This window comes from Bacteroidota bacterium (assembly GCA_005882315.1).
GTDB lineage: Bacteria > Bacteroidota > Bacteroidia > Chitinophagales > Chitinophagaceae > VBAR01.
In genome coordinates this window covers 1,016,782-1,034,520 of sequence record VBAR01000001.1, presented here as the reverse complement: position 1 = coordinate 1,034,520, position 17,739 = coordinate 1,016,782, and the positions used below count along the sequence as shown (strand labels likewise).

At 37.6% G+C, this 17,739-nt stretch carries 10 protein-coding genes; 5 read left to right on the top strand and 5 right to left on the bottom strand.

Annotated features, from left to right (window positions below; genetic code table 11):
• Window positions 1-55 precede the first annotated feature (55 nt).
• Window positions 56-394 (top strand): GIY-YIG nuclease family protein, encoded by a 339-nt coding sequence (locus tag E6H07_04185; GenBank protein TMI65127.1) that lies wholly within the window; start codon window positions 56-58, stop codon window positions 392-394.
• A gap of 67 nt (window positions 395-461) precedes the next feature.
• Here E6H07_04185 and E6H07_04180 read toward each other — a convergent pair whose 3' ends face one another.
• The 3 genes from E6H07_04180 to E6H07_04170 form a co-directional block, all read right to left on the bottom strand.
• Complete coding sequence (locus E6H07_04180) at window positions 462-1,130, bottom strand: DUF2461 domain-containing protein (protein TMI65126.1); 669 nt, start codon at window positions 1,128-1,130, stop codon at window positions 462-464.
• A 6-nt stretch (window positions 1,131-1,136) separates the two neighbouring features.
• Entirely contained in the window at window positions 1,137-3,233 is a 2,097-nt protein-coding gene (ligA, locus tag E6H07_04175) for an NAD-dependent DNA ligase LigA (GenBank protein ID TMI65125.1), read from the bottom strand.
• A 109-nt stretch (window positions 3,234-3,342) separates the two neighbouring features.
• Window positions 3,343-4,341, bottom strand: coding sequence for a LacI family transcriptional regulator (locus tag E6H07_04170; protein ID TMI65124.1), 999 nt, complete (start codon window positions 4,339-4,341; stop codon window positions 3,343-3,345).
• Between the two features lie 184 nt (window positions 4,342-4,525).
• Between E6H07_04170 and E6H07_04165 the strand changes: the two genes are divergently transcribed.
• The 4 genes from E6H07_04165 to E6H07_04150 all read left to right on the top strand — a co-directional run bounded on the left by E6H07_04165 (window position 4,526) and on the right by E6H07_04150 (window position 15,905).
• Window positions 4,526-7,504, top strand: coding sequence for a SusC/RagA family TonB-linked outer membrane protein (locus tag E6H07_04165; protein TMI65123.1), 2,979 nt, complete (start codon window positions 4,526-4,528; stop codon window positions 7,502-7,504).
• 22 nt (window positions 7,505-7,526) lie between these two features.
• The gene (locus E6H07_04160; protein TMI65122.1) at window positions 7,527-9,140 is read left to right on the top strand and encodes a RagB/SusD family nutrient uptake outer membrane protein; all 1,614 of its coding nucleotides are present in this window, start codon (window positions 7,527-7,529) and stop codon (window positions 9,138-9,140) included.
• An 89-nt stretch (window positions 9,141-9,229) separates the two neighbouring features.
• The gene (locus E6H07_04155; protein TMI65121.1) at window positions 9,230-12,550 is read left to right on the top strand and encodes a CRTAC1 family protein; all 3,321 of its coding nucleotides are present in this window, start codon (window positions 9,230-9,232) and stop codon (window positions 12,548-12,550) included.
• 55 nt (window positions 12,551-12,605) lie between these two features.
• The gene (locus tag E6H07_04150; protein TMI66459.1) at window positions 12,606-15,905 is read left to right on the top strand and encodes a hypothetical protein; all 3,300 of its coding nucleotides are present in this window, start codon (window positions 12,606-12,608) and stop codon (window positions 15,903-15,905) included.
• Here the strand turns inward: E6H07_04150 and E6H07_04145 are convergent, their stop codons facing one another.
• Window positions 15,906-16,745 carry a hypothetical protein gene (locus E6H07_04145; GenBank protein TMI65120.1) on the bottom strand — a complete coding sequence of 280 codons (840 nt, stop codon included), beginning with the start codon at window positions 16,743-16,745 and terminating at the stop codon, window positions 15,906-15,908.
• Between the two features lie 48 nt (window positions 16,746-16,793).
• Window positions 16,794-17,714 (bottom strand): hypothetical protein, encoded by a 921-nt coding sequence (locus tag E6H07_04140; protein ID TMI65119.1) that lies wholly within the window; start codon window positions 17,712-17,714, stop codon window positions 16,794-16,796.
• Window positions 17,715-17,739 lie beyond the last annotated feature (25 nt).

Sequence of the window (17,739 nt, the reverse complement as noted above, 5' to 3'; positions counted from 1 at the left end):
AATTTTGAAGCAATCTCTCGAATCAAAGTATCTAAGTTGTTTATTAACTTTAATTATGCACCAACTCGGATACTTTTATATTTTAACAAATACACACAATACTGTGCTGTATTGTGGTGCAACTGATGATTTGTATAAAAGAGTTTTTGAACATAAAAACGGGATGTATACAAAAAGCTTTACATCAAGATATAATATTAGTAAGCTTGTTTATTTTGAGGTGTTTTCTTTGCCCAACGATGCTTTTGCAAGAGAAAAACAAATGAAAGCTGGTTCAAGAAAAAAGAAAGTTGACCTAATAGAAAAAATGAATCCAGAATGGAAAGACTTGACAGAACTGCTGGCTGGTCATAAAGGAGAAGAGCTGATCAGAATTAAAAAGCATTTTAAATAGAGGAGTTTGCTTCGTCCCACCGGAAGAGTGATTTAAAGTTAAACAGTTTCAGGGCGGGACTCGCAAGCTAACCCAAAGATTCATTTATAAAATTGAGCAGCGGTTGCAGGGTTTCAAAAGCAGCCGCTGTTTTTTTTACTAAAGTGTTTGAAGTAAGATCCTTGTCACTGAAACTCACAAAGGCAATATAACTTTTCAGTTTCAGATATTCCGCAGCAGGATTATCGGCTTCATATCCTTTCGGTACACGGCTTAACGTATACTCTGGGCTTTTTGTAAGATCGCCGTATAATGCTTTAAATTTTTTTGATTGAATGATCTTTTTAAAATCTTTAAAATTATAATCGATCTCCTGTCTTACTTTTTTTAGTTCATCAGGCATAGGTTGATAAATACCTCCCCCAACAAAACATTGTCCCGGCTCGAGATGAAAATAATAGCCTGCGGTTGAAAAAGCTTTTTTACCCCCCTTATTAATGCTGGCGCCGAAATTAGTTTTATATGGTGATTTGTCTTTGCTGAAACGAACATCACGATTGATGCGGAACATACAATCCTTTGCTTTCAGGACAGAAATGGTTTTATCTTTTTTACTATGTGCGTCGATCACCTGTTGTACAAAATTTGCAAAATCTGCTTTTGCTTCTTCATAACGTTTGCGATTAATATCAAACCAGGGTTTATTGTTATTTTTCTTCAGGTCTTTTAAAAACTTTAGTGTTGATGATTGTATCATGAACAATTAATTTATCATGTTTAGAAACTCTTTTTCTGAAATAATTTTTACTGTATTTAATTTTTTTGCTTTATCCAGTTTACTTCCGGCATCTTCACCAACAACGAGATAGTTAAGCTTAGCGCTGACACCTCCCAATATCTGTCCGCCGTTTTTTTCTACCATTGCTTCAGCATCACTTCTTTTTAGTGTTGGTAATGTGCCGGTAAATAAGAAAGATTGACCTGCAAGATTACCGCCTGTTGTAAAATCTTTCTTTTCACTTTTTAGCTGCAAACCAATTTTTTCCAACTCTTCAAGTAAATGAATGTTTTCTTTGTTGCTGAAAAATTCATAAATACTGCCGCCAACTTTGGGCCCGACATCTTCTAGATTTTTCAAATCTTCCAGTGAGAATTTTTTAAAATCTGTTAAATGATTAACGGCTCTTGCTAATGTCTTTGCAGTCGTTTCGCCAACAAAACGTATACCCAGTGCAAAAACCAAACGGTGTAATGGTTGTTGTTTAGAAGACTCGATTGCTTCTTTAAGTTTAGTAATTGATTTTTCACCGAAGCCTTCGAGTTCACCGATCTTTTTAAAATCGAGTTTATAAATACCGGGTATATCTTTCAATAAACCCATTTCATAAAACTTCCGCACATTGGCTTCGCCAAAACCACGGATATCCATAGCATCTTTACTTACAAAATGAATGATACGTTCTGCCACCTGTGCAGGGCAATCAATATTTACGCAACGCCATACCGCTTCCGCTTCTTCTTTAAATAATTTGCTGTTACATACAGGGCATGTTTTCGGAAACTGAATTTTCTTTTCTTTGCCCGTTCTTAACTCAGCCATTGATTTAACAATGTAAGGAATTACATCACCTGCTCTTTCCACTAAAACGGTGTCACCAATCATCAAGTCTTTTTCTTTGATCACATCTTCATTGAATAAAGAAATAGATGTAACAGTAACACCGCCAATCGGCGTAGGTTCTATTTTGGCAACAGGAGTAATAGAACCTGTTCTTCCTACCTGGAATTCTACATTCAGCAGTTTGCTTGTTCCCTGCCTCGCTTTGAATTTACATGCAATAGCCCAACGGGGGTGATGAGAGGTCATTCCCATTTTATCCTGCAACTCAAGATCATTTACTTTAATTACCATCCCATCAATTTCATAAGGGAGTTCGTCACGTTTTATCTCATACTCATTACAGTATTTTATTACACCTTCAATTCCTTTGAAAACTTTCTTTTCTTTTTGTGGGCTTCGAAAACCTAAATTCCATAACAGATCGATCGATGAAGCATGATGCGTTAACTCAACAGGGATTTTTTTTCCTTTTGATAATGTATAATAACTAATGTGATAAACAAATGCTTCAAGATTTCTTCTGCCCGCTTCTGCAGAATCTTTTATTCTTAGCGTACCACTTGCGGCATTACGTGGGTTTGCAAGCGGTGCATATCCCTGCTCAACCAGCTGCTCGTTATATTTTTTAAAATTGGTTTTATTGATCAGCACTTCACCTCTTATTTCCACTTGCTGTAACCCGTACGCAGAAAAATTCGCCGATAACGGAATAGATTTTATTTGTTTGACATTGGTTGTTACTTCATCGCCCCGCACACCATCACCTCGTGTGGCACCACGAACTAGAAGATCATTTTCATAAATGAGAGAAATACTACCACCATCAAATTTTGGCTCGACACAATATTCAATCACATTTTTTCCTGTTAGCTCTTTTGCCTTTCTGTCAAAATCAATTAAATCATCGCTGTTATAAGAATTATTTAATGAAAGCATAGGTACAAGATGTTGTACCGTTGGAAAATCTTTTGTCAATCCTTTTGCTACTCTTTGTGTGGGTGAATTTTTGGTAATGAGTTTGGGATTTTCCGACTCAATTTTTTCCAATGCTTTGTATAGTTGGTCGTATTCGAAATCGGATACCAGCGGGTCGTTCAATATATAATACCTGTGTTCATGAAAACGAAGCACATAGCGCAGTGTTTCCAGTTCTTTTACTGCAATCGGTTTTTTTTTGTCTGCGTCGAGCAATTGTTTGGTTTGCTTTTGCAGGGAACGGGTTTCTTCGGCTGAATACATGACTAAACGTGTTGAAGGATAAAATTAAAAACTCTGGTTTGTTTTGAGCAGAAAAAAATGACCGGGGGCTATCTGGCAGGTATTTTAAAATTATTATGGAAAGAATAAATCAGATCGATCCGCCTTCAATCAATCTTGGCGGTAATAATACTTCTTGTATAAAAGTTTTCCCACCCAGGTAATCCAGCATTCTTTTAAAGGTCAGTTTTCCTAATTGGTATCCGCTGGTTTCGATATAAGTTATTTCAGGTTCAAAAAGTGAAGGAATAAAACTGTCATTACTGATGGATATCACAGCAATATCTTCCGGAATTCTTAATTTAAGTTTTTGAATACTTTTCATTACACCGGTAAGCACTTCGTCGCTCATGCAAAAAATAACCTCAGGTTTATTTTTTGATTTTAAAAAAGCAGTTGTCTGTTCCTGCGTCGCAGGGGCCGAAGTAGCATGAGAGATAAAGAAATTTTTTGCTTGTATCTTATTTTCAAGAATTTGAATAAAAGTTTTTTCACGATTGCGGGTGATAGATAATTCAGGATTGCCAAAAATAGCCAGCACTTTTTTATACCCGCTTTTAATAATGCGTTCAGCAGCTATTGTGGCAGCTTCTTCATCGTTGATCCTTACTTTATCACAAGCTTCATATTCAGGTACACGATCAAAAAAGATAACAGGAGTATTATCTTCTCTTAATCTTATAAATGACCTTATGTCTTTCGTAAGTGGTGAAATTGAAATGAAAACAGCAGCTACCCGATTCATCCTGCATACTTTAAGATTTTCCAATTCAATTTCAGGATTATCATCTGATTGAAGTATCAACAAAGAATAACCATTTCTTTTTGCTTCTTCTTCAGCAGCTGTAATAAAAGAATGATAGAAATAATTTGAGATAAAAGGAACGATTACGCCAATCAGGTGACTTTTTTTAGTTCGTAAACTGATTGCATAAGCATTGGGCTCATATTCCAGCATTCTGGCTGTTTCTGTTACTTTCTTTTTGGTTTCCTCTGAAATATCAGGATGATTTTTCAAGGCTCTCGATACGGTAGAAATACTGATATTTAAAGCCTTAGCGATGTTTTTAAGTGTTGCTCCGGTTGACATATGGCATTAATCTTAATCAAATTTATTAACAGAAATCCTTTCCGCAAACTTTTTCGCAAACGATTGCGAGAACTATAATGAATATTATTAGTCAAACTACATTAAAGATTATAGCTTTAAAGTATGTTAATGCTGTAAAGTTCACAGCTTTTTAACAATTCTATCATTTTTAATGCTAATGCTTATGTCTTTAAAAAAACTACTACAAATTGTAGTTCTTCCCTGCATGCTGCTAATAACTATCCAAACCTATGCACAGGAAAGAACTGTTACCGGAAAGGTAACCGACGCTAAAGACGGATCGCCAGTAGCCGGCGCTTCCGTGGTTCCTAAAGGAACAAGTAAAGGCACATCAACCGGTGCCGATGGTACTTACACAATCACGGTTGCAGCTAATGTAAATACACTTGTTGTTTCCTCAGTTGGTTTTGGTCGTATGGAAGTTGATATTTCCGGCGGTAAAACAACCGGTAATGCAAGTATGGCTTCTGCGGCAGATAACTTAGGTGAGATTGTTGTTAGTACTGGTTATGGCTCTTTACGAAAAAAAGATCTTACTGGTTCTATCGCAACAGTAAGAGCAAAAGATTTTAATAAAGGTGTAAACACTGCACCTGATCAACTTATTCAAGGTAAAGTAGCCGGGTTACAAATAACCAATAACAACGGTGCACCGGGTGCAGCATCAACTATCCGCATCCGCGGTACAAGTTCTGTGCGTTCCGGGAACAATCCATTGATCGTTGTTGATGGAGTTCCGCTTGAAGGCGGTTCTGCACGTCCTGGTTTAGGTCTTCCTGGATTGGGATCAACTCCTGGAAATAACCCATTAAACTTCATCAACCCAAATGACATTGAAAGCATGGATGTATTAAAAGATGCTTCTTCCGCGGCTATTTACGGGTCACGTGGTTCTAATGGCGTTATTCTTATCACAACCAAAAAAGGTAAGGCAGGTCCAACAGTAGTTGACGTGGGCTATTCGATAGGAACCGCAAATATGGCCCATCACATTGATGTCCTTGATGGCAATGAGTACCGTGCAGCATTGTCAAAATATGCTTTGACAGGCGGTGATTATGGTGGAAATGTGGATGCAATGGATGAAATTACAAGAACAGGGTTAACACAGAATTTCAATCTTGCATTGAGTGGCGGCGGTGAAAATGCCCGTCAACGGTTCTCTACAAGTTTCCTGAATGAGAAAGGTATAATCAACGAGTCAATGTTAAAAAAATATACATTTGGATATACTGGTAATTTTAAATTTCTCGAAAACAAGAAACTTGGGTTAGATGTAAACTTTAACGTAACCCATCTTGATGAAGAGGTTGTGCCGATAACAAACGACGCAGGTTTCCAGGGCAGTTTGATCGGTCAAGCGTTGCAGTGGAACCCAACACATCCGTTTAAAAAGACTGATGGTACATACTGGATAGAACCTCAGTTTGGTGCCTCATCAGTTAATCCTTTATGGATGCTTGAAATGTATGATGACAATGTTGATCAAACTCAAATATGGGGTTACATAGCTCCTTACTACAAGATCACTAACGATCTTGAATATAAATTCCAATATGGCCGCAACCAAGGTGTGGGTGAACGTACAACGATGGTAGGCCGCGAATTACTTAATATAACTGATATTAAGAATAGAGGTTGGGGTGGTGTTTCTAATGCAAAATTGCTTACTGAGCAATTTACGCACACGTTAAGCTACAATAAGCAAATCAATCAAAACTTTAACCTTGCGGCAGTCGTAGGTTATGAATACCTCAATTTTGAATACACAGCATCAGGAATGTCTGCACAGGATTTTGCTGACATAGGAATTCCGTATTATAATATGCTTGGTTATTCCACAAGCTCATCACGTAGCCTTTTTCATTACGAAAATCCGACAAATGAGTTACAGTCAATGTTTGCAAGAGTTAACCTGAATTGGAAAGGTAAATACCTTTTCACCGGAACAGTAAGACGTGATGGCTCAACCAAATTTGGCGAGAACAACAAGTATGCGACATTCCCTTCTGTGGCAGCTGCATGGAATGTAAGTAACGAAGGCTTCATGCAAAATGTAACCTTTATACAAAACCTGAAAATAAGAGCTGGTTGGGGTCAAACAGGTAACCAGGAGTTCCCATCAGGAGCTTCACAAACCAGGTTTGTACCAAGTGGTCCTGGCTCACTTACACAATTGAATGTTGAGAATAAAGATCTGAAATGGGAAACTTCAACCACATTTAATGCTGGTGTTGATTTTCAGCTAATGAAAGGCAGGATCAATGTAACTGCTGATTATTTTAATAAAGAAACAGATGATGTATTGTTTGAGCTTGACTTCCCTCAGCCGGGTGCTGCGTCTGCCAAACAGTGGCAAAACCTTCCTGCTGTAATTACGAACCAGGGTGTTGAGCTGACAATTAATGCAAATCTTGTTAAGAAAAAAGATTTCACATGGGATCTTGGCGTGAATGCAACCTGGCTCGAAAACATGTTGGACGGTTTGAATGGTACCTATAATACTGGTGCATTGAGTGGACAAGGTAGTTCCGGTGCTTATGTTCAGAAATTAGCTTCAGGCTATCCGCTGAATGTATTTTACCTGAGAGAATTCCTGGGAATAGATAAAAATACTGGCCAGGCTATTTATAAAGAAGATGGTGATGTTTCCTATTATGGCGAAGATCCTAACCCGAACGTTCTGTTGGGTGCAAGTACAGAGTTAAATTATAAAAAATTTACTCTCACAATGAACTTTAACGGAGCATTTGGCCATTTTATTTATAATGAAACTGCGATGAACGTTTTGCCAATAACAAACCTCGGAACAAGAAATGTTGCCTCAGCTTATATCAACGGCGAAGTAAGAGAAGATCTATCTAACCCGATCACTTCTTCTACCCGCTTCCTTGAAAAGGCTAACTTTTTAAAATGCCAGAATGCAAGAATTGGGTATAATATTGGGAATATCTCGAAACACATTAAAAACGCTTACATAGCCATAACAGGTCAGAATTTATTTACACTTACTGACTACACAGGCTTCGATCCGGAGGTAAATGTCGATAAGAATATAGGCGGTGTTCCTTCTGTTGGAATTGAGTATATCCCATTCCCTAGTGCAAGAAGGTTCCAGTTAAGCATAAACTTCTCATTATAAAAAAAGCAAAAACTTGTTCTATATGAAATACAACAAAATAATTATAGTAACTACAGCTGTTGTTTTTCTCGCTGCTTGTACCAAGCTCGAAGAAAAATTTAACAGCGAAACCACACAAGGTGGTGGTAGTGGTGGTGGTGGTGGTAATGCTACAGCCCTTCTCGTGGGTGCTTACAGATCTTTAAATAACCCATTCCAGGATCAAAGCCGTTTTTGGGCAGCCCAGGAACATACATCTGATGAAGCCGTTGGACCAACAAGAGGTGGTGACTGGGATGATAATGGCGTTTGGCGTGTTTATCATAATCACAAATGGACGCCTGATCATGGTTACTTAACAGATACCTACCGTGAATTGTTACAGGCTCAGTTTGCTGCAACAACTGTACTCGATTACAATCCTACTGCTCAACAAGCCGGAGAAGCAAAATTTATCAGGGCATTAACCATGTGGTGTGTATTAGATGGTTGGGACCAGGTTCCTTTCCGTTCTACATCATTGGGTGATTTGACCAAAACATTACCTGAAACAAAAAAAGGTACTGAATGTGCTGACTATATCATTAGCGAATTAAATGCAGCTATTCCGGGTTTAGCCGCTGGTAACGGAATTGGAAGGGCTTCTAAGAATGCTGCAAAAGCTTTATTGATGAAGACTTACCTGAATAAAGGTGTTTATGCTAACCGTGCAGCACCAACTTTTGCTGCGGCAGATATGAACCAGGTAATTTCTTTGGCAGATCAGATATTAGCAGATTTCCCAGCTTATCCTGGCGGATTCCCAACTAACTTCTTTGACAACTTTACTCCGAATAACGATGTTATTGGAAAAGAGTTAGTGTACACGTTGAAAAACGATAATGCTACGGGTACGGGGGGCAATGGTGCTATGTTCCAATATCATTGCGGCACACACTATAACACGGATCCAAGTGGTTGGAATGGTTTTACTACACTCGGCGATTTTTATGATGCTTTTGATCCTAATGATAAAAGAAGAGGTGGCAAAACAGCAACTAACGATTTTGGTAATTATCCCGGTACTACTGGTTTGGGTCCTCAATTTACCAGTGTAACAGGTATGAGAGTAGGAATGTTATTGGGTCAGCAAGTAAATGCCGCTGGTGTTAACTTGCTTGACAGAAAAGGAAACCCGCTTTCTTTCACTAAAGCAGTAGCTTTAAAAGAATCAGGAAGCAACCTTGAAGTAACGGGTATCCGCGTAGTAAAATATGTTCAGGATAGAGTGCATCAATTCCCTGCTGATAATGATCTGGTGATTTTCCGTTTAGCAGATATCTTATTGATGAAAGCAGAAGCAATCCTTCGTGGTGGTACTGCAACAGCAGGCCCCGGTGGTTATGGTGCTACTGCAGCAGCAATCGTGAACAATATCCGCATACATCCTTCAAGAGGATTGACTGCATTAGCTACAGTTGATCTAAATGCAATTTATAAAGAAAGAGGCTTTGAACTTTATTGGGAAGGTTGGAGAAGAAATGATATGATCCGTTTTGGAACATTCCTGAATGCAAGACAGCTGAAAGGAGTTACTACTTCGGAAAGACTATTATTCCCCATTCCTAACCAGCAGTTATCGATTAATCCGAATCTCGTACAAAATCCAGGCTATTAGTTCTGCAAGCATATAGCATAAGAAAAAGGCCATTTTTAATAAATGGCCTTTTCTTTTTATGTCATACCCTTATCTTGCAAATCGTATTTATGCTTCGCACTATATTAAAATATTCGCTTGCATCATTTCTTACACTCTTGTTGTTCTTTCTTTTTTCCTGTAAGGAGAAAAAGAATGAAACTCTTTTTGAGTTAGTTGAAAACTCCGGGATCAGTTTTTTAAATAAGGTTGAAAACACAAAGCAATTCAACATTTTCAGTTACCGGAATTTTTATAATGGTGGTGGCGTAGCCATCGGCGATATTAATAATGATAGCTTGCCCGATGTACTGATGACATCAAATACGGGCGTAAATAAATTATTCCTGAACAAAGGCAATTTTAAATTTGAAGATATATCTGCAAAAGCCGGAATTGAACAATTAGGAAAATGGAATACAGGTGTAGTAATGGCTGATGTGAACAGCGATGGCTGGCTGGATATTTATATCTGTAATGCAGGATATAGTAAATGGAAGAACAAAGAAGGCAATGCTCTTTTTATTAATAATCACGACCTCACATTTACAGATAAAGCAAAAGAATACGGCCTTGATGAAAAGGGCTATACTACCCACGCTGCTTTTTTTGATTATGACCTTGATGGTGATCTGGACTGTTATATTCTCAACAACAGTTTTATTCCCGTCAATACCTTAAACTATTCCAATAAAAGAGAATTAAGGGCGGTAGACTGGCCAGTGGAAGATTTTGCAAAAGGCGGCGGCGATAAATTGCTGAAAAATGAAAATGGGAAATTTATTGATGTAAGCGCAGAAACAAATATTTACGGAAGCTTAATTGGTTTTGGATTGGGTGTAACGGTTGGCGATGTCAATGGCGATCATTATCCTGACTTGTACATTTCCAACGACTTTTTTGAAAGGGACTATTTATACATCAATCAACGTAACGGAACTTTTAAAGAAGAATTAGAGCAATGGATAGAACATACCAGCCTAGCTTCAATGGGCGCCGATCTTGCTGATGTAAATAATGATGGCTATCCGGATATTTTTACAACAGACATGTTGCCTGATGATGAATATCGCCTGAAAACAACTTCTTCATTTGATAATATTGATGTTTACCAGCTAAAACTAAAACAGGGGTTCTATCACCAGTTCCAGCAAAATGCTTTGCAGGTAAATAACAGGAATGGAAAGTTCATGGAAACAGCACACTTCAGCGGCGTATCTGCTACAGACTGGAGCTGGGGCGCATTGATCTTTGATGCAGATAATGACGGATTGAATGACTTGTATGTTTGTAATGGGATTTACAAAGATGTAATTGACCAGGACTTCATCGATTTTTTTGCAAATGATATCATTCAGAAAATGGTAACGACCGGTGAAAAAGAAGAAGTGCAAAAAATTATAGATAGTATGCCCTCTGTACCGGTGTTAAATAAAGCGTACAGGAATAATAGTAATCTGAAATTTTCTGATGAAGGCTTGAATTGGGGATTTGCACAACTATCTTTTTCAAATGGTGCTGCATATGGTGATCTGGATAATGATGGCGACCTTGATATGGTAGTGAACAACGTTAACATGCCATCGTTTGTATATAAAAACAACAGCCGGGAGATTTCATCTAATAACTATATCGGAATACAACTAAAGGGTAAAGGTGCTAATACCTATGCGATTGGCAGTCTTATAAAAATTTATTGTGGCAACGAGATCATAAGTCGCGAAGTGATACCCAGTCGTGGTTTTCAAAGTAGTACTGATTATAAAATTATCGCTGGTCTTGGAAACAAAATAGTAGACTCTTTATTGATCGAATGGCCCAACAAAACAGTTACTAAGATCCAGAAACCGGGGATCAATAAGACACACAATATTCAGCAAACGGGTAATGAATCATTCATCAATGATGAATTGTTAAATAAGCCACAACCAATTTTTGAGAATGCAATTACTGTTTTTGATAAGCATACTGAAGATGATTTTATCGATTTTTATGCTGAAAGAAATGTTCCGGTGATGCTTTCAAAAGAGGGGCCGAATGCAGCCACGGCGGATGTAAACAAAGATGGATTGATGGATATATTTATCGGTGGTGCAAAAGGTCAACCCGGACAGTTATACCTACAAACAAAGAATGGCTTTGTAAAAAAACAACAGGGCTCATTTATTAATGATAAGCCATATGAAGATGTGGCATTGAGTTTTTTTGATTGTGATAATGATGGTGATGAAGATTTATTTATCGGCGCCGGAGGTAACAACAAAACTCCCAGGCACCGTTACTTGCAACATAGATTATATCGCAACAATGGGAAAGGGGATTTTACAAATGACTCAACTGCATTCCCGGTTAATTTTTCAAACATTTCTGTAGCTATTCCTATGGATTATGATAGTGATGGTGACCTTGACTTGTTTGTCGGGGGCAGAAACATGTCATACAGTTACGGAATGGATCCTTACAGTTATATCTATGAAAACAATGGCAAAGGAAAGTTTACTGACGTAACAGAAAAACTGAACGCTAAGATTTTAAGAATAGGAATGGTGACTGATGCCGCATGGGCAGATGTAACAGGGGATAAAAAAAACGACCTGGTGATTACCGGCGAATGGATGGCTCCTTATGTGTTTACATACACGAATGGAAAATTCCAGGAAACGAAAACCAATTTGGCCCATCTTTCAGGTTGGTGGCAGTCAATAGCGATCGCTGATATGGATGGCGACGGGGACAACGATATGGTGTTGGGTAATTATGGAGATAATTTTTATTTGCGACCTGATTCCGCTAATCCTGTAAAACTCTGGGTAAATGATTTTGATGTAAATGGTATTCCCGATAAAGTTCTTTCAAGAACAAGTAAAGGAAAAGACATAACCGTTTTTTTGAAAAAAGATTTTACAGACGCAATGCCAGCGTTGAAAAAGGAAAATCTGAAGCATCATGATTTTGCCAGTAAAACAATTCAGACGCTTTTTAAGCCGGAGTTGCTCAACACAACGACTATAAAAACATTTAACTATAGTAAAAGTGTAGTGGCGTATAATGAAGGTAATGGCAATTACACCATTAAAGAATTGCCTTTACCGGCCCAGTTGTCAAGCATTAATGCGATTGTATGCAATGATATTAATAAGGATGGCAAAACAGATTTAATATTAGGTGGAAATATTACGGACTGTTTACCTCAGTTCGGAAGATTGGATGCAAACTACGGGCTGGTGCTTATCAATAAAGGGAAGGGAATATTTGAGGAAATGCCTTCTTCGCAAACCGGTATTTCTTTAAAAGGAATGGTGCGGGATATAAAAATAATTCCGGGAGACAATAGTAATTATTTATTGTTTTTAAGAAATGATGATTACCCGGCCATGTATAAATTTCGTTAAGAGATTAAAGGAAAGAATGAGAGAAAGAAATAATCTTATCCAAGGAATTTGTTTTATGTTTTCAGCGATAGCTGTATTTCTTTTTTCATGCACCAGTAAGAAAGAAGAGAAACCCGCTTTATTCGAAGTGCTGACGAATAAACAAACCGGTCTTGATTTTTCAAATAAGCTTACAGCTACCGCTGAATTTAACATGTTTAAGTACATGTATTTTTATAATGGTGCCGGTGTGGGTGCAGGTGATTTTAATAATGACGGATTGATCGACCTGTTTTTTTCTGCTAACCAGGGCGACAATAAGTTATATCTCAACAAAGGCAACCTGAAATTTGAAGATGTAACAACTGCTGCTAAAATTCCGCAGGATGGCGGATGGAGTACAGGCGTATCCGTAGTTGATATCAACAATGATGGTATGTTAGATATTTATATTTGCCGGGTTGGTAAATATGAAACTCTTCAAAGCAAAAATCAGTTTTTGATTTGTAAAGGCATTGATAAAAATGGAGTGCCCTACTATACTGATGAAGCTACGCAGTTGGGGCTTGCTTTTTCAGGGTTCAGCACACAAACTGCTTTTTTTGATTATGATCTTGATGGTGATCTTGATATGTACCTGATGAACCACTCGCTGCGGTTCAATGGTACATTTAATGAACGCAAAACTTTCTTCAATACGTTTGATACATTGTCGGGGGATTATTTATACCGGAATGATAATGGAAAATTTACCGATGCAACTAAGACCTCAGGTGTGCTGGGCTATATCATCGGTTATGGATTAGGTATTGCGGTATCTGATATCAACCTCGATGGGTGGCCTGATATCTATATTGGAAATGATTTTCATGAAAATGATTATCTCTATATCAATCAAAGAAATGGTTCATTTAAAGAAATATTACAGGATGTAACTACACATACGAGCCAGTTTAGTATGGGAGTGGATGTAGCGGATATTACGAACGATGCGCTTCCTGAAATCATTTCGATGGATATGTTGCCGGAAGATCCGTATATATTAAAACGTTCATTAGGAGAGGATGAGTATAATCTTTTTCATTTTAAAATAAAATACGGCTATCACCCGCAGTTTGCAAGAAACACCTTGCAGCTAAACCGTGGTAACACGCAGTTCAGTGAGATTGGAATGTACAGCGGTGTGCATGCCACTGACTGGAGCTGGGCTTCTTTGTTCCTGGATTTTAACAATGACGGCTGGAAAGATCTATTTGTAAGTAATGGCATTCCTAAACGGTTGAATGATATTGACTATATCAATTATGCAAGTAATGAAGAAGTGCAGGCAAAGATCAGGGCTAACAAATTGGAGGAAAAGGATCTGGCATTGGTGGAGAAGTTTCCAGAGATAAAACTGAAGAATAAGGTTTACCTGAATAAACACCAGGCATCTTTTGATGATATGGCTCCTCAGATAAAAAATGATGAGCAAACTTTTTCCAATGGCGCCGCCTATGCTGATCTTGATAATGATGGTGACCTGGATATTGTAGTAAACAATATCAACGATCCTGCACTTATCTATAAAAATCTTTCTAATGACGGTGCTGCAAAAAAAACATTTATAGAATTGAAACTGAAAGGAGATGTAAAAAATACAAATGCTACAGGAGCTAAAGCAATTGTATTTGCAGGGAATGAAATAAGAACATATGAAAAATTTCCTGTAAGAGGGTTCCAGGGTTCTATGGAAATACCCGTACATATCGGGCTTGCTGATACAAAAGTTGATTCCCTATTGTTGATCTGGCCAGATAATAGTTTTGAAAAAATCGAATACATAAAGGATACAATAAATAATTATACTTACCGTAAAGGCCTCCCGAAATTTGATTATTCAGTTTTACTGAAACCTGCAACAAATTATTCAAACCCTGTTACAGACATTACAAATAGTACGGGTCTTAATTATTTGCATAAAGAAAATCCATTCAATGAATTTGACAGGGAGCCGCTGATCCCTTTTATGTCTTCAAGAGAAGGACCTGCACTTGCAACCGGCGATTTAAATGGAGATGGGCTGGATGATGTTTTTATTGGCTCTGTAAAATTTACTAAACCAGCAATTTTCCTCCAGCAGCCTGATGGACGTTTTATTAAATCTGATCAACCGGCACTGGACGCAGATAGTACTTATGAAGAAGTAGATGCATGTTTTGTAGACGTAAATAATGACAAGCACATCGATTTAATTCTTGCGAGCGGCGGTAATGAATATTATGGCAACAGTGAATTCCTGAAATCAAGAGTATTCCTGAATGATGGCAAAGGAAATCTTACAAAACTGGCGGGTGCATTTGGTGATATCATGATGACAGCATCATCTGCTATTCCTTATGATTTTACCGGCGATGGATTTGTTGATTTGTTTGTTGGAGGTCGTGCCGTTCCATGGGAGTATGGAAAGGTTCCGAAATCCTATTTGTTAAAAAACGATGGTACCGGTAAATTCAAAGATGTAACAGCTTCTTACAACAAGGAAATTTCTACTATTGGCTTTGTAAAAGATGCTGACTGGGCAGATATAGATAAAGATGGTGATAATGATTTGATCATATCACTGGAATGGGGAAGTATTGTTGCATTTAAAAATGAAAAGACAAAATTTGAAAAGATCGATCTTACTGATAAAAAAGGCTGGTGGAATTTTACTTTGCCTGTTGATGTAGATGGAGATGGCGATCTTGATCTGGTAGCCGGAAATGTTGGTTTAAATAATCGCTTAAAAGCCACGGCTGAACACCCTGTAAGAATGTATTATTATGATTTTGATGACAACGGCAAAAAAGAACAGATCATCACTTATTATTTAGGTAACAAAGAAATCCCATTTTCAAATAAGGATGAACTGCAGAAACAAATGCCACTGATGAAGAAAAAATATTTGTATGCAGAGGATTTTGCCAAAGCAACATTGCAGGAAATGTTTGGAAATGATAAGCTGAAGAAAGCGGATGTGCTGACGGCGGATTATTTTGAAAATGTAGTAATGATCAATGAAGGCAACTGGAAATTTACAATCAAACCATTACCGTGGCTTGCACAATTAGCTCCTTACCGGGATGCAATAGTAGTGGATGCAAATAATGATAACCGTCCCGATATTCTACTCGCCGGAAATTTTGACCACAACAATATCCAGATGGGTAAATACAATTCAGATATTGGCACAATACTTATTAATAAAGGCGATGGCAACTTCACTTGCGAAAACCTGAATGGCCTTATCTCCAGAGGTGAAGTAAGACATATCCGTAAACTCAATGCAGGGGGTAAAGAAATATTTATTCTTGCAAGAAACAATGACAGTACAAGAGTGATCAGGTTTCAATGATCAATCATAATAATAAAATAACTCACCATAAGAAGGCGTGCCAACCACTTTCTCTTTTCTATACAGTGGTTTATTATTAGTTGTATAACGATATTCATATGTATAACTATCACTATTTCGCACTGTTTTACTTGTGGGGTTATTGGCAAACTTGTAATCATCATAAAATGCGGGAGCCAGGAAATGAGTACCTCGTTCAACGGGAATTGAATTTGTTTTACTGTCAAATGTAAACTTCACCGTATCTATTGATGGAGTAGTTGGCCATACTAGACGAAGCATAGATAAATTTCCTGTAACATCAAAGCTATAATATAGTTCCCTGAGCAAAGAATAAGGGTTATTATCATGGCTTCTGTAGTCAGTACGTTGTGAAAGTTGCCCACCAGTATAAAAATAAAGAGAACTATCTCTTACCATTAACGAACCTGCTGATAAACCTGGTGTACCGGTATAAACAGATTTTGAAGCTTTACCGGTAAAATCATAGGTGAATGAAACCACAGCTTTATACTTTATTACTGTTGTATCGGTGGTTATAAATACTACACTATCTAATCTTGATGAAGTACTGCGATAAAAAGTCTCAGTATTTTTAATGGTGGAACTGATTCCATTGGTTTTATCAAAATAAATAATCTTTGCTAATTGACCGACTGAATTATATTCATAGAGATTTATTTTCTCGGAGCTGTTATCCGGACTTCTTAGAATAGTTTTTTGTAAAAAATTGAAGTTTGTTCCCTGGCTTTCTTCCTCAACAGGTTTGTTTTCCTTTTTGCAGGATAAAACTCCGACGATCAGGCAAACTGCAAAAAGATATTTTCCGGATAAGTTCATATTTAATGTATTGATCAGGATATTAAATTTACAACTAACCTGGTATAGTTAAAATACCGGGTAACACAATATAGTCACCCATCTAGTAGTATCTCTTTCTTTTATTCTGTCGGTGATGATGAGTTGATAAGGAATAGCAGGAGATGTCCAGCTGTATTCCTTCATCGCATTTTCATATTCTATAAAACCTTTTCTGATGGTTGCATGTCCGCCTGTAACAGGTGCTTCAAGAAGATTGCCTCCTTTTAAAACCATTTTACTTGCAAACTCGTTGTTGTCCGGCAGTTTTATATCTGTTGCAATTGCAGTCATCGCTTCGAAATGAAGACTATCCACTTCCCTTATATGCAGCATAGGGTAGCTCATCTCTTTTGCATTATTCTTTTTTATATAACGCCTGAGTTTTTGTATCATTTCTTCTGTTTGGAATTCATCGGGATAATGATCAAATGTTTTGCGGGTAGATACCAGTACAGAATCTGTGACCTTCATCTCTTTTATTTCAAAACCGTAAATGTTTCTCTGATCAGAAAGAAATTTAGCAAGGCTTTGCAATAATTTATCAAGATCCTTTTTTATAACGGAAGCTCTGTTATAGCCCGAAATCCTTTTTAAAGGATCATTGCCTGATTCAATATCACATGACCAGCTAAGTTTAATAGAATCTGAAGCCATCGGGAGGATCATTAGCTGGCTTGCAACAGGCTCGCCTTTTCCGGAAATTTCAAGCTCAAAACCGTTCAACATTTTTTGAGTAAGCTTAAAACTGGTTTTGTCAAGCTGAAAAACTTTTTCATTTGGCCACCATTTGGCCCAATTAGCCTCATCCATCAGTATACGGTGAGACGCAAGCTCATTGGCCAGCACCACAGTAGCTGAAGAAACCTTGATTTTAGAAGGAATAAAAATGAAAACTCCTGCAATAGCCAAAGCTGCAATCGTTAGCAGGATGATGATAACTTTTTTCATATATAGTTTTAGTCAAATGGGGTTA